The organism is Chitinophaga varians (genome assembly GCF_014529945.1).
Lineage (GTDB): Bacteria > Bacteroidota > Bacteroidia > Chitinophagales > Chitinophagaceae > Chitinophaga > Chitinophaga varians.
On sequence record NZ_JACVFB010000001.1, the window covers coordinates 1,097,569 to 1,111,190 of the forward strand.

Annotated in this window: 10 protein-coding genes; 2 read left to right on the plus strand and 8 right to left on the minus strand. The window is 52.1% G+C overall.

The genetic code is table 11. The features are described 5' to 3' along the window. The first annotated feature begins 24 nt into the window (after positions 1–24). A complete protein-coding gene (locus ICL55_RS03890) occupies positions 25–2,541 on the plus strand; it encodes a bifunctional glycoside hydrolase family 9 protein/polysaccharide deacetylase (RefSeq protein ID WP_188094724.1) in 2,517 nt (838 codons plus the stop codon). Positions 2,542–2,574: 33 nt separating this feature from the next. Here the strand turns inward: ICL55_RS03890 and ICL55_RS03895 are convergent, their stop codons facing one another. From ICL55_RS03895 to ICL55_RS03905, 3 genes are all read right to left on the minus strand, one after another. Continuing rightward, the gene (locus tag ICL55_RS03895) at positions 2,575–3,240 is read right to left on the minus strand and encodes a hypothetical protein (protein ID WP_188094725.1); all 666 of its coding nucleotides are present in this window, start codon (positions 3,238–3,240) and stop codon (positions 2,575–2,577) included. 323 nt (positions 3,241–3,563) lie between these two features. Next, positions 3,564–5,066, minus strand: coding sequence for a RagB/SusD family nutrient uptake outer membrane protein (locus ICL55_RS03900; RefSeq protein WP_188094726.1), 1,503 nt, complete (start codon positions 5,064–5,066; stop codon positions 3,564–3,566). 17 nt (positions 5,067–5,083) lie between these two features. Further along, on the minus strand, positions 5,084–8,212 hold the full coding sequence (locus ICL55_RS03905) for a SusC/RagA family TonB-linked outer membrane protein (RefSeq protein ID WP_188094727.1): 3,129 nt from the start codon (positions 8,210–8,212) through the stop codon (positions 5,084–5,086). A gap of 534 nt (positions 8,213–8,746) precedes the next feature. Between ICL55_RS03905 and ICL55_RS03910 the strand changes: the two genes are divergently transcribed. After that, on the plus strand, positions 8,747–9,370 hold the full coding sequence (locus ICL55_RS03910; protein ID WP_188094728.1) for a hypothetical protein: 624 nt from the start codon (positions 8,747–8,749) through the stop codon (positions 9,368–9,370). On the opposite strand, the gene ICL55_RS03915 is transcribed toward ICL55_RS03910, so the two are convergent. The 5 genes from ICL55_RS03915 to ICL55_RS03935 form a co-directional block, all read right to left on the minus strand. Continuing rightward, complete coding sequence (locus ICL55_RS03915; RefSeq protein WP_343067689.1) at positions 9,354–10,592, minus strand: RNA polymerase sigma factor; 1,239 nt, start codon at positions 10,590–10,592, stop codon at positions 9,354–9,356. The genes ICL55_RS03910 and ICL55_RS03915 overlap by 17 nt on opposite strands. 110 nt (positions 10,593–10,702) lie before the next feature. Then, complete coding sequence (locus ICL55_RS03920) at positions 10,703–11,044, minus strand: YciI family protein (RefSeq protein WP_188094729.1); 342 nt, start codon at positions 11,042–11,044, stop codon at positions 10,703–10,705. Between the two features lie 130 nt (positions 11,045–11,174). After that, on the minus strand, positions 11,175–11,540 hold the full coding sequence (locus tag ICL55_RS03925) for a VOC family protein (protein ID WP_188094730.1): 366 nt from the start codon (positions 11,538–11,540) through the stop codon (positions 11,175–11,177). 179 nt (positions 11,541–11,719) lie between these two features. Continuing rightward, positions 11,720–13,057, minus strand: coding sequence for an alpha/beta hydrolase family protein (locus tag ICL55_RS03930; RefSeq protein WP_188094731.1), 1,338 nt, complete (start codon positions 13,055–13,057; stop codon positions 11,720–11,722). A gap of 19 nt (positions 13,058–13,076) precedes the next feature. Beyond that, positions 13,077–13,586, minus strand: coding sequence for a GNAT family N-acetyltransferase (locus tag ICL55_RS03935; protein WP_188094732.1), 510 nt, complete (start codon positions 13,584–13,586; stop codon positions 13,077–13,079). Positions 13,587–13,622 lie beyond the last annotated feature (36 nt).

Here is a 13,622-nt window from a genome sequence, read left to right on the forward strand (position 1 = left end):
GTTGGAAAATGTTAATACAGGGAGATGAAAAAAAACTGTCTTACGATCATAGTCACCTTGTGGCTGACCGGCTTCTGCGTATCTACCGCCATGGGCGCCACGGAATCCTGGATTCGGATTAATCAGCTCGGATATCTGCCCGGAGGGGTTAAAGTGGCGGTATGGGCCAGCAAAAGCGCAACGTTGCCGGCCACTTTCCAGCTGGTGGATTCGGCCAGCGGTAAAGCTGTTTTCACGGCCGGCACCGGCAAGCCCTTTGGCCGCTATGGGCCTTTTCGTGAAACAGCGCGACTGGATTTCAGCAGCTGGAAACAAACAGGCACCTTTTACCTGAAAGCAGGGGAGGCCCGGTCACCTTACTTTCGTATAGCCGCCGACGTATACGCCGGCGCGGCCGACTTTACCCTGCGGTATATGCGGCAACAGCGATCGCTGTTTAATCCTTTCCTGAAAGACTCCTGCCATACCCATGACGGCTATACGTTGTACGGCCCCATGCCCGACAGTACCCACCTCGATGTGGCCGGCGGATGGCATGATGCCAGCGACTACCTCCAGTATTCCACCACATCGGCCAATGCTACCTACCATCTGCTGGCGGCATACCGCGATTTTCCGCAGGTGTTCGGCGACCGCTACGCGGCCAACGGACTGGAAGGCGGCAACCAGGTGCCCGACATCCTCGATGAAGCACGCTGGGGCCTCGACTGGCTGCTTAAAATGCACCCCCGCGAAAACTGGCTATTCAACCAGATCGCGGATGACCGCGATCATAACGGGATGCGCCTCCCCAAAGAGGACCCTTTCTACGGAAGAGGATTTGAACGGCCGGTATATTTCTGCTCCGGCCAGCCACAGGTACGGGGCAAATTCATGAACCAGACCACCGGCGTGGCCTCTACGGCCGGTAAGTTCTCCAGCGCTTTCGCCCTCGGATACGACCTGCTGAAAAATAAGGACGCCGCTTATGCCGCTGTTCTCCGCAAAAAAGCACTGACCGCCTACAATATGGGCCGCAAACAACCGGGCGTATGCCAGACCGCCTCCGTAAAGTCGCCCTACATCTATGCAGAAGACAATTGGGTGGATGACATGGAACTGGCTGCGGCCTCACTGTACCGGCTAAACGGAAAGGATGACTACCGTCAACAGGCCGAGGACTATGCCGCACAGGAAAAAGTAACGCCCTGGCTGGGAAAGGACACCGCGCATCATTATCAATGGTACCCCTTCATCAATCTGGGACACTATGAGCTGGCCCGACAGTTAAAAGGCGCCTCCCGGCAAACCATCACCGGTTATTACCAAACCGGCATCGACCAGGTATGGCAGCAAGCGAAGGGCAACGCCTTCTATCGTTATATTCCCTTTATCTGGTGCAGCAACAACCTCACCACCGCTTTCGCTATTCAGTGCTACTGGTACCGGCAGTTGACCGCCAGTAATGCCTATGCGGAATTGGAACAGGCTAACTTCGACTGGCTCTTTGGCTGTAACCCCTGGGGCACCAGCATGGTGTACGGGCTGCCCGCCCATGGCGATACACCGGAAGATCCACACTCCGCTTTTAGTCACCTGGGACATTACCCGGTAGATGGCGCCCTGGTAGACGGTCCGGTATATACCAATATCTATAAAAACCTGATCGGCATTCAACTGTCTAAACCAGACGGCTATGCGGATTTTCAAAGCGACCTCGCTGTATACCACGATGATTTTGGCGACTACAGCACCAACGAACCCACCATGGACGGCACGGCTTCGCTGATTTATCTGTTGGCCGCTATGGCCCAGGAAGGCCGCAACCAGGGCGGTGTTGTGCCGGCTAACGGTGCCGCACATACGTATGCCTCGGGCGCGATTGTTCGCGGCGATACCAGCCGCAAAACACTGACGCTCGTTTTTACCGGCGATGAATTTGCAGATGGCGGCCAGGTAATACGGCGCGTACTAAAACAACAAAAAGTACCGGCCGCTTTTTTTCTGACAGGGAAGTTCTACGCCAATCCCGCGTTTCAGCCGCTGGTAAAACAACTGAAGGCGGATGGCCACTACCTCGGGCCGCATTCAGATCAGCATCCGCTGTATTGCGACTGGCAAAAACGCGATAGCCTGTTGATCACACAGACAGCTTTTGAAAAAGATCTCGCTGCCAATTATCGCAAGATGCAGGCATTCGGTATCACCAAAAATGCCGCTCACTATTTTTTGCCACCTTATGAATGGTACAACGATACCATCGCACAATGGACCCGCAAGGCAGGGCTGCAACTGGTGAACTTCACGCCAGGTACACGTTCCAACGCCGACTACACCACGCCGGCTATGAAAGGGTACCGCTCTTCGGCAGAGATCTATCAGTCCATTCTGCAATATGCCGACAAGCAGCCGGCAGGACTGAATGGGTTTATGCTCCTGCTGCACATCGGCACCGATCCGGCCCGCACCGATAAATTTTATAACCGCCTCGATGAACTGATCACTGACCTGAAAAAACGAGGGTATCAGTTTGTCTCTATCGGTCAGCTACTACATGAATAAGGCCCCCCGGACGAAAATCCGGGGTTTTTTAATTCACCAGTTCCTGCCACTGCTGTAGGCATCGTACTCTATCGGCGAAAGCGGATCTTCCGGATGATGAAGCAGATATCTGCGCGCTTTTTCACTTTCCTTATGCGGCAGATAAAGAAAGCTGAGAAAACGGTAAGGCCTCCCATGAAAAATTTCTTCCGCATCTTTGGCCAGGTTAAGACCCACACGGGGAACGGCAAACAGGCGGGCATTGCTGATGTTATTGTACGCAGGAATCGTAGAGATGTCCACCAGTCCGAAATATAACGGCTCCTCCCGCATGATGCTGCCAAACTGTTTGAATATTTCGGTGCAGACTTTTAACGGCCCGGCGATGGCACCGGCACGCGAAGGGAGATGTCGGGTGTCTGCCACCGGCGCAATACCCCGGATGAGAATACCGCCAAACGACTGGTCCGTTGCCAGGGTAATATCCATTCCTGAACCGTGAAAATACCACTCTCCATTGCTGCTGCGGGGATGCTCGTGTGCATACGCATAGGGGTCATTATGGGTATCACTGCAGTAGTAAAATTCACAATCCACCACCCGGTAAAAATTTTCTCCTACCCGTAGTAAATGGTCATTCATCAGCATCCCGGCGATGTTCCGGAAAGAAGCGATACAGCTCTCTGTATCCATGTCATCTATGTGCAAGAGGTCCGTCATACCTGAATTTTTCTGCGAAGAAAATGAATATGACCACATGATGTTTATGTGTAAAATATGCTGCTGGAAGGTAGATTATAATAACGATTTGTGAGGATTTTGAGTGCAAGTACCATTATTATAAGGATCGAAATTTTATCATTAATTGCGCTGCGGGATGTAAGGATGGCGAACGTTTTTGACGGGGTTCAACTAATTATTGCTTCTGGTATGCGAAGCCGGTGTGAAATTTTTCGGGCGGACGGTGACAGTTTTTTTGTCCAGGGGTAAATATAGTAACCGGCCGGCAGTAACTACTGCCAACCGGTCATTGGGTTCATGGATCACGGATTTTGATCTTCCGGATTGATTTTATCATTGGCATCCATCTCGGAAATCGGTATCTGTATCAGCCAACGGGGATCGGTGGCGGCAATATTCAGCAGATAAGGGTGGTTGCCGGTGCGTACCAGATTACGCTGATAACGTTTCAGGTCGAAATAATACACCCCCGCTTCACCATACATTTCCTTACGGCGTTCCAGCAATATCAGGTCAATGAGCGCGTCTTTGCCGATAGAAGCAGGCGGTTTTACGGCGGCAGGATCGCGCAGCGCCTGAATGGCAAACAGCACATCAATCGCTTCGGCCAGCTTGCCCTGCTGCGCGAGGCCCTCAGCCTCTATGAGGTACATCTCCGCGGCACGCATCACCAGAATATCCCCGGTAATGGAGGTGGCCAGCCTTGACCTGTACTTGCGGCTGCTCCATCTGCGTGCAGGCGCAGCGGGATTATCTCCGTTGTCGATGAACAACGCCCGACGGGCATCAGTGGCACTGTAGCTATTCACGAAATCATTATTGAAGAAAATGTTGCGGTAATAACCACTGTTCACGTCCATAAAACTATATTGGGAATAATAGGTCAGGCTCTGGTCTTCCGGTACGGGGAATCCCCACATCCATTCAGGATTGCTGAGGTCATTGAATCCGCTGGCATAACTGGTATTGCTCATCAGCGGGAAGCCATCGCGCGCAGCTTTGGCATTGTCAACAGCTTTCTGCCACAGCGCGGGGTCAGACATGGCCATTTCCTGATATACTTCTGCCAGGATGCCCTGCGCAACGTTCTTGTTGATGCGGAACTTCTCAGTCCGGGCATCGGTCAGTTTGGTAGTGGCTTCTTCCAGGTCAGACAGGATCAACTGATATACTTCTTTCAATGGTGCACGCGGATTGCCCTTGCTGTCTTTGGAGGCAGGTTCGGTATACAGTGGCACACCGGCGGCATTGGGATTTTTGGCGTAGGTATACTGATAAGACCTGGCCAGCCAGAAATACGAGTAGGCACGCAGGGCTTTGGCTTCAGCAATCAACGTTGCCTTTTCCGCATCAGAAGCGCCGGTAATGCCGGGCGTATATTTGATGATGGCGTTGGCGTTGTTGATGGCCTTGTAAAACATATCCCAGATCTGCCGGGTACGGCTGCCGGTTTGTATACGGCCGGAAGCGTTTTCTTCCCAGGCTGTTTCCCAGCGCCACCAGGAGCGTAACCCTTCAAACACATCGTTGCCCCTTACTTCATAAAAAAACATGGTGGTCTGTAATCCACGACAGGTAAGGTTGCCGCTGTTGTTTGGATCGCCACCGTAACCGTTATAGTTCTCGGAGCGGAAGATCCAGTATATGCCTGTCATAGCGCTTTCGGCGCCGGCCTTATTGGAGAAGATAATATTGTCGGTCAGGTTCCCGTCTTCCGGAGAGGGAGTATTGAGGAATTCTTTCTTGCAGGCTGAAAGCACCAGCAGCGAAAGGACGGCGGTGATGATGGTACGTGATAATTTCATGATCATGATTTTTAAGTTTACAGCCCTACGTTGATACCGATGGAGAATATTTTATTGGTGGTGGTATTGTTACCGCTGGTGGTGGCGTCAATACCGGCTTCCGGGTCTGCGCCTTTAGGTCCGCCGAAGAGGGTGAAGGCATTCTGCAGATCGGCAAAGACACGGGCATTGCTGATGTGGGCGCGCTTCAACAGCCCTTCGGGAAAACGGTATCCTAATGTGATGTTACGGATACGCATATAGCTCAGGTCATACAGAAAGCGACTGGAAGTGGCGGCGCTGTTGTCGGCCGTGGTGCTCAGTTTGGGCGTAAGGCCATCGCCGGGGTTCTCGGGGCTCTGCCATCTTTTGTAGATGTCTGTACCGGCGTTGTTGCCGAAGTTGACCATCCCGTTGCGCAGCGCGGCATAGTCGGCATCATAAAACTTACCGCCGATGGCAAAGGAAGCCAGTACGGTGAAGTCAAAGTTGCCATAACGAAGCGTGTTGGTGATACCGCCGGTATAGTCGGATAATTTGTTGCCCAGATGATAACGGGTGGCTTCACTGTATTTTTTGGTGGTGACTTTATTGCCGGCATTAGTGGCGTCATCTTTATACCACATAGGTTTACCGTCTTTGGGATCTACACCGGCATATTGCGGGATGAACCACTCATACCAGCTGCCACCAAGGATCTGGTTAGTGCCGGGCGCTACTTCTGTGATCACATTTTTTAGTTTGGTCACGTTAACGGACGTACGCCATTCCAGTTTGGCCGTGCGAAGGTTAAGGGTGTTCAATTCTATCTCAAAACCGGCGTTTTTAACGCCGCCTACGTTGTCGGAAATAGAGTTGATACCGGTGGAATTAGGCAAGGGCCTGTTAAACAGCAGGTTGGCAGACCGTCTGTCGAAGTACACAAATGAACCGGTGATACGATCTTTCAGTACGCCGAATTCCACGCCGAGGTCCAGCTGCTTCTGCGTTTCCCAGCTAAGCGACGGGTTGGCGACGGTATTGATAACGGAACCAGGCGTAGACCCTACATTGGCGCCGGCGGAATAGGTGCCCAGATAAGGGAAGCTGCCGGGCAGCGCCTGGTTGCCGCTGGTACCATAGCTAGCTTTAAGTTTCAGCTGGCTGAGGAAGTCCACGTTCTCCATAAACGCTTCTTTGTCGAGGTTCCAGGAGGCGCCGGCTGCATAGAACACGCCCCAGCGCACTTCTTTCGCAAAGCGGGTGGCGCCGTCTGTACGAACGGACAAGCTCAGGTGATATTTATCGGAAAGGTCGTAGGCGGCACGGGCGAAATAGCTCTGTAACCGGAACGTTTCTTTATACCCTTCGGCGGTGGAAGTGGTGCCATAGCTGGGCTGCGTAGGCTTGGCATAGGTGAACCCGGTACGCTGGGTGGTGGTGATTTCACTCACGCGGCGGAAAGCTTCCATACCGGCCACCACATTCACATGGTGCTGCCCGAACGTGTTGTCGTACGTGAAGGCGTTGCTGAAGTTCTGCGCATACAACAGGGTGATGGCGCGGTAGCTCAAACCGCCGCTGGTGGTGCCGTCGCCGTAGAACGGGTTCCAGAAAGTATTGTTGTCGATCTGGTTGTAGTCGATGGAGTACTGCGATTTAAAGCTGAGTCCTTTGAAAAGGTCTACGCCCACATAGGCGTTACCGTTAGCTGTCAACCGTTCATAGGTAATGGGGTTGATGCTGGTGGTAGCGGAGGGGTTCTGTCCCTGGTTAAAGAGCCGGTTTTGGGCGGCAGGCCGTGGTACGCCTAGCTCGGTGGTGTTGTTACCGAAGTCGAATACTTTGTTGCCGGAACCGTCCAGCAGAAAATCACCGGTTTTCCAGTCACGCAGGTATACCGGGTGAATAGGCGCTATGGTGCGGGCAAATCCAATACCGTTGGAGGCGGCGGCGTTGCCCTGATAAGGGTAGTTCTGGTTGGAGTATGCGAGGCTGCTGTTAACGCCTACCTGTAGCCATTTCACGGGGGTGGCGTCTATTTTGGCGCGACCGGAATAGCGTTTGAATTCGGACTCTTTCTGAAGGCCCTGGTCCTGAATATAACCGCCGGAGAGGTAGTAGCGGATGGTATTGGCGGCATCGCTGCCGGAGACGTTCATGTTGAGGTCGTGGCGGATACCGGTGCGGGTCATTTCATCCATCCAATCGTCGTTCCACAGCATTTTTGCGTTGGGGTCTATCTTACCGTTTTCACCGACAGGCTGTGCTACGTTAAACGGGTTGTATACCAGGCGAGGGGCTACCTGTTTGCTGGCATAGGCTTCGGGCGTGGGCACGTTGAATTGTGTCAGCAGGGCCGGGTTATCGCGGGCATCATTGCGCAGGGCTTCCCAGGCCATTTCATAGTACTGGGTGGCGTTGAGTGTGGAGTACTCTTTGATGGCCCTGCGGGAGAAACCAGTCAGGCCGGAGAATTCAAAATGGCTCTTGCCTTTGCCGCGTTTGGTGGTGATCTGGATGATACCGTTGGCGGCGCGGGAGCCATAGATGGAGGTGGAAGAGGCATCTTTGAGGATGGTGATGTTCTCCACATCGCCGGGGTTGATGCTGTTGATGCTGCCGCTATAAGGGGTACCGTCCAGCAGGATCAGCGGGTCGTTGCTGGCGTTGAAGGAGCCGATGCCGCGGATGCGGATAGTGGGATTTTCTCCCGGCTGGCCGCTGGAGCTGATGGCCAGCACGCCGCTGGCATTACCCTGCAGCACACCGGTGACGGTAGATACCTGCAGGTCTTTGAATTTCTCATTGCTGATCACGGCGGCGGTGCCGGTGAAGGCTTGTTTGCGGGTGTTACCATAAGCTGTAATCACCACTTCGCCCAGTTGTTTGTCTTTGCTTTTAAGCCTGACGATCATACTGTCCTGCGCCCCGGCACGTATCTGTTGCGGTTCGTAGCCGATGGCATAAAATTCCAGCAGGGCACCGGCGGCAACGGCAATGGTAAAACGTCCCTGCTGGTCTGTAGGGACAGCTTTGGCGCCGCCGGTCTGGCGTACAGATACACCGGATAGGGGATGACCGTCATCTGCATCCTTGACGGTCCCGGATACATTTTTGATTTGGCCGATGGCACCTGTGCACAGACACACCAGGAAAGCCAGCACGAGTAGACATGTTTTTTTCATGAGCTATGAGGATTTGTTCGGGAATACATCACAGGTACGGGTTTCCTTACGGCCATAACATCCCCGGAACACCGTCACAGGTGCACTTGTCAAGGGTGATATGAAGACATACAAAGGCCTGTTCCATTAACGGTAATGGAAGAACGGTGGCCCCTTATAGGCATACCGAAGCCTATCCCGCTACAAAGGGTAGTGGCATAACGGTAATCCCTATACGGGAAACTACAGCCGTGGTCTCGGAAGGCCCGTGGTTGTTCTGGCGCCGGCTATGACCGGTCTACCGGCATAGCGGGACAATGGCAATACGAATAACTGATTTTGATTGATGAATTAGGTGATGCTGGCATATGTTCCATGGTGCTACCTATATCGTTGTTGCTCTTCGAGGTGGAACTACAGTCAGTCTACGGGTCAAGTATACATATTTTTGCGAAGGGTGCATCCGGCGGGACAATATTTGTACGTATTCAGACAATTATCATTAAATACCAGATAAGTTGAGGTGCAAGGGAAATGTTTTTACTTTGCAGTACGATGGACCACGCAGAACAAATAAAACAATTACGGCAGCAGGTGCCTGTCGGCCTGCGCCACGCAGCACTCCTGCTGGAAAAAGCAGGTGGGGATATCATGGTTGCCCGGCAACTGTTTATACAGGAAATGGAGGCGGTGGTATTGAGCAAAACCACCGCACCGCCGGAGATGGTGTTGCCGCTGCTCGAACAGCATCAATATGATATACCACGTACATTGGCTGCTTTGGAGGAAGCGCTGTACACTATAACGGAGAGGGTGCTACGAAAAATAAAGAACAGCCCAGAAGCTGCCATCGACAAAGTGGCGATCGTCATAGAAACAGCTACGCCGCTGCAGCGAAGCTTCTGGCTGCCCCTGGACACCATGACGTTGCCCAATGTCTGCCAGCAGGCGTTTATGATCATCCACGAATGGCTCTCGTATGAGGACGATGAAGGGTTTGACTCCGCATTGTATTTTCATCGGCAGCTGGTATGTACCACCATCCGGGACATGCTGCAATGCCCTGAAGTGGCCACCGCCATCGGGGAGGGGGATGAAGATGCTTTTCGTCGTCACCGCGAAACGCTGATCCAACAACTATACGCGCTGGTAGCCAACAACATCAGTCGTTTCCCGTAAGCTGTTGTATTTTTTGAGAGATGATTTTTTTATCGGCAGATGAATGACTTAACGCCAGCGCTCTTTCAAGCGCGCTGCATGCTGAACGGTTGTCGATACCGGTATACAATTCTCCCAGTAACAGATGGTACTGATAGTGGTCGTTGAGCGACAGCTTCTTTGCTTCCTGTAAGGCCACTTCCTTGCCGTTGGCCCTGGAAAGGGCGTATGTCCTGTTAAGTGCCGCAATGGGAGAGTATTCTACGGTCAACAAATGGTTATACAATTGCAGGATGTTTTCCCACTTCTCCCGGGTATCTGTCTTGATGGTATGCCAGTAAGCGATGCCAGCTTCAAAATGATATTTGGAGGCGGTAGTCCCTTCGGAGGCTTTATTGAGGAAAAATTGCCCCTGTTGGACCAGGTCTTCATCCCAGAGACTGGTGTCCTGATCGTCGTATAAAACGGTGTCTCCGCTATCGTCGGTACGGGCTTCGAACCGGGATGCCTGAAAGCTCATCAGGGCGATGAGGGCGTTAACGGCAGGCGTATCGGTAGCTTCGTTTTCTGTCAGTAAAAAAGTCAGTCGCATGGCCTCCAGGCACAGATCTTTGCGCAGGGAGTGATCATGGCTGGCAGAAAAATACCCTTCATTAAACAGCAGGTACAGCGTGCGCAGCACCGCTTCCAGCCGGCCGGGGATTTGAGCGGCGTCCGGAAACGCGATCGCAATATTTTCTTCCCGCAGTTTTTCTTTGGCACGCAACAATCGTTTGTTGATGGTGTCTTTACTGGTCAGGAACGCGTCGGCAATTTCTTCGATACCAAAACCGCACAATACACGAAGGGCCAGCCCTATCTGCGATTCAATGGAAATAGCCGGATGGCACACGGCAAACATCATCTGCAGCTGGCTATCCTTGATATTTTGAACAGAAAGGTCTATCTCCGGCACTTCGCTGGTGGCGGCCTGGCTCAGTTGTACCGATACTTTCTGCTGGAACACCGCCCGGTGTTTCAGATGGTTTTTCGCTTTGTTCTTGGCCACGGTATACAACCAGGCCGCAGGGTTTTCCGGGAGCCCTTTCAGGCCCCATAATTCGGAGGCCGACAGAAAGGTCTCACTCGCAATATCTTCGGCTATGTCCAGGTGTTCAAACCCCAACAGCTTACACAATACGGCTGTGATCTTACTGTATTCGGTCCTGAACAGATGGGGGAGCAGTTCTTTTTCTTCCATCATATAAAATGCAAATTACGAATTACGAATTGAGCATCCCATATAGCAGGTGATTAAAGTAACCTCCCTGTAAGCATGTCCTCAATTCGTAATTCGTAATTTGTAATTCGTAATTACAATACGCTGATTTCCCTGATTTCCACATTCCCGCCAACTGCCAGCACGGGGCATCCTTTGGCCAGTTCAGCGGCTTCTTCAAGAGAGTTGGCCTGTATCACGGTGTAGCCACCAAGTGTTTCTTTGATTTCGGTGAAAGGTCCGTCGGTTACTACATTATTAGGTCTGATGACCATGCCGGTTTGTTCCAGGCGATTGCCGCGGTCTGCCAGTTTGTTCTGTGCTGCAATGCCGCCAATCCAGTCCATCCACTTTTTAGTGTTTGCCTGCATTTCTTCAGGAGAACGCTGGGCTGCTAAGGAGAAGTCTGCTCTGTAGAGAAATAAGAAATTTTTCATGGCCTTAAATTTAGATGTTTATACCCTAATAACAACCCTGCTTTCTGGAATAAGACATCTTTTGGCCAAATTCTTTTAAATTTTTATAAAATATGTTGAATCAATCTTTTGGGAGATGAGGAGGCAGACTTTAAAAACTGAATTGATGAATGCTGAGGCCATTACGGTCCGGGTCCTGAAGAAAGAAAACTTTCCCGAAAGGAGACTCCCGGATGTCTGAAACGACAACGCCCTCCTGATGTAACCGCTCCCGCTCCCTGACGATATTCTCTGTTTCCAGTACCAGTCCCTGTAGGGCGCCGGCCTGCATGTGACCGTAAGGCCATTGCCGCACCAGTGAAATGGTGGTGACCTGATCGCTGAAACCCAACTGTATCCACGTATCTCCATTAGGCATCACCACCTCGGCCAGCAGCTCAAAGCCCAGTAACAGATAAAAACCTTTGGACAACTGTTGATCGGTGACCGGTACGGCAATGTTTTCAATAGCTTTCATGAAAAAGGAGACTTGCGGCAAAGGTAACCCCTCAACGATAACCGGCAGGGGAGGTCTGCGACAATCGTCAAGGGGTATTCCGACAATTAATGACGAATGACGAATGACGAATGGAGGGTTCACTTTCGGCAAGGTTATTAATTGGCCGCTTGGTCAGGAAGCCCTCCATTCGTCATTCGTCATTCGTAATTTGAAATTGATAAACCATCACCGTAGCGTTTTTTAACCTGCCGGGTCAGTATCCAGTCGCGCAGCAGCTCAAAGTAGCCGGCCGACTGCCGAAGCAGTATCGGACCTTGCGGACTATCCTGTACATCAATGATACCATGGTCGGCATTCGGAAAAATCACGACGTCAATATTTTTGCGGGTGGCGGTGGCCTCTTTTAATACGGCAATGGTACCGCCATTCGGCGCTTCTGTATCTTTTCCGGCGATGATCCATAACATCGGTACGTTTACCCGGCGAAAGGCCGGCAGCGGATCATAATCCAGCGGGATGTCTGTCGGGAAAATTTGTTTGAGGCTGTCCAGTTGTGCCCGGCTGGCGTTGAGGATCGGTCCGGTGTAGTCTCCCTGTAAAGAAGCATACCAGGGTTCTTGTTTATACTTCGCCTTAACGGAGTCGAGTGCCGCAAGGCCGCCATTGAGGCCGGTGCGGAGGACTTCGTCGGTGGCAGCTACCACCTGCATGGCTGTAGCAATGGCCTCTTTGTTATAATGTCCGTTCTGCAAATCGTGTAGTACTTCCTGGCGGTTCTCTTCTCTGGGTGGGATGAGCAGGCTGTAGGCGGCAATCACAAAATCCACCGGCGTAAGGGTAGCGGTCAGTGGCACGATCCAGCCACCCTGACTTTCGCCCATCAGGCCTACAGGCACACCTTTTACCACTGCCTGCGCTTTCACGGCCTTCACAGTGGCCACCATGTCAGCGGCCAACAGTTCAAAATTGGCGCTCAGTTGACCGGTAGATCTGCCGGTACCTCTTTTGTCATACACGAATACGGCAACATCACCCAGTGGCAATATGTATTGCTTATAATTATTGTACACCGCTGATTCGCCACCGGAGCCATAATGTAATATCACCACTGCTTTGGGCTTACGTCCCGCAGGAAGGAACAGCTCTCCGTAAAGCGTGGCCCCTTTCACCGGGATATGCATCGGGATAACGGGAAAGGGTATACGTTTTCCGGTAAACGTTTTACCATCCTGCTGAAAAATAAGGGAATCATTGGCACAGCCTCCGAAGCGCGCGAAGATATTCGGGTTCCTGGCGTTAGCCCAGCCGGGACCGGAAAGATAACTGCTGTCGGCCTGCAAAAAGAGACGGCCGGTAGTACCATCCAGGCGGCGGTACCGTAGGTCCTTGTCCACAGAAGGACTGATCACCAGCTGGCTGCCGTCGCTCAGCGCGTAGGCGCCATTGCGGCAGTTGGAAAAACTTTCGGTTTGCTGAGCGGTGGCAGCGCCGCTGATCAGAAAAACGGTGAGCAGTGATAAAAGGTGTGTTTTCATATAGCGGTAGACATAGTTGTTAAAGTAACAGTTCAAAAGTAGCAAAACCCCCATCCTTATAGTGTGCGGGCAGCCCTTCGGGATTGGGGATGCTCACTACGCCGGTGTAGGTGAAACCGCAGCTGACATAATAATTGTTCAGCTTCTCATTACCGGCGCCGGTGTCCAGCCGCAGATACTGCCGGCCATGTTCCAGCCCGTACTGCCTGGCCCAGTCAACGATCAGCTTCACAAATCCGCGGCCCCGGTAAGCCGGATGGGTGGCAATACGATGAAGATACAACGAAGGTTCCTGGTCCTTGTCGCCCCATATCAACGGATCATGAAAGGTGGTCACAAATACGCAAACCGTGACATCGTCCTCCACCAGTTTCCACTGCCGTTTCTCTGCTATTTCCTGTTCCACCACAGACCGCTCAAATCCTTTCCAGTAACGACCTGTTCCCTGCTGCCGCTGGTAGTTGGTGCCTTCTTCGTAAAGGTAAAATATATCATCAATGTCTGTGATAGTGCTATTGATTATTTCCATGGCGCGATTGTTTCTCCAAAATTATTTACTTTGCAG

Bases quoted from the DNA above. Each gene is read 5' to 3' on its own strand.
- ICL55_RS03890 (WP_188094724.1), top strand. From the start codon at position 25: ATGAAAAAAAACTGTCTTACGATCATAGTCACCTTGTGGCTGACCGGC.
- ICL55_RS03895 (WP_188094725.1), bottom strand. From the start codon at position 3,240: ATGACGGACCTCTTGCACATAGATGACATGGATACAGAGAGCTGTATC.
- ICL55_RS03900 (WP_188094726.1), bottom strand. From the start codon at position 5,066: ATGAAATTATCACGTACCATCATCACCGCCGTCCTTTCGCTGCTGGTG.
- ICL55_RS03905 (WP_188094727.1), bottom strand. From the start codon at position 8,212: ATGAAAAAAACATGTCTACTCGTGCTGGCTTTCCTGGTGTGTCTGTGC.
- ICL55_RS03910 (WP_188094728.1), top strand. From the start codon at position 8,747: ATGGACCACGCAGAACAAATAAAACAATTACGGCAGCAGGTGCCTGTC.
- ICL55_RS03915 (WP_343067689.1), bottom strand. From the start codon at position 10,592: ATGATGGAAGAAAAAGAACTGCTCCCCCATCTGTTCAGGACCGAATAC.
- ICL55_RS03920 (WP_188094729.1), bottom strand. From the start codon at position 11,044: ATGAAAAATTTCTTATTTCTCTACAGAGCAGACTTCTCCTTAGCAGCC.
- ICL55_RS03925 (WP_188094730.1), bottom strand. From the start codon at position 11,540: ATGAAAGCTATTGAAAACATTGCCGTACCGGTCACCGATCAACAGTTG.
- ICL55_RS03930 (WP_188094731.1), bottom strand. From the start codon at position 13,057: ATGAAAACACACCTTTTATCACTGCTCACCGTTTTTCTGATCAGCGGC.
- ICL55_RS03935 (WP_188094732.1), bottom strand. From the start codon at position 13,586: ATGGAAATAATCAATAGCACTATCACAGACATTGATGATATATTTTAC.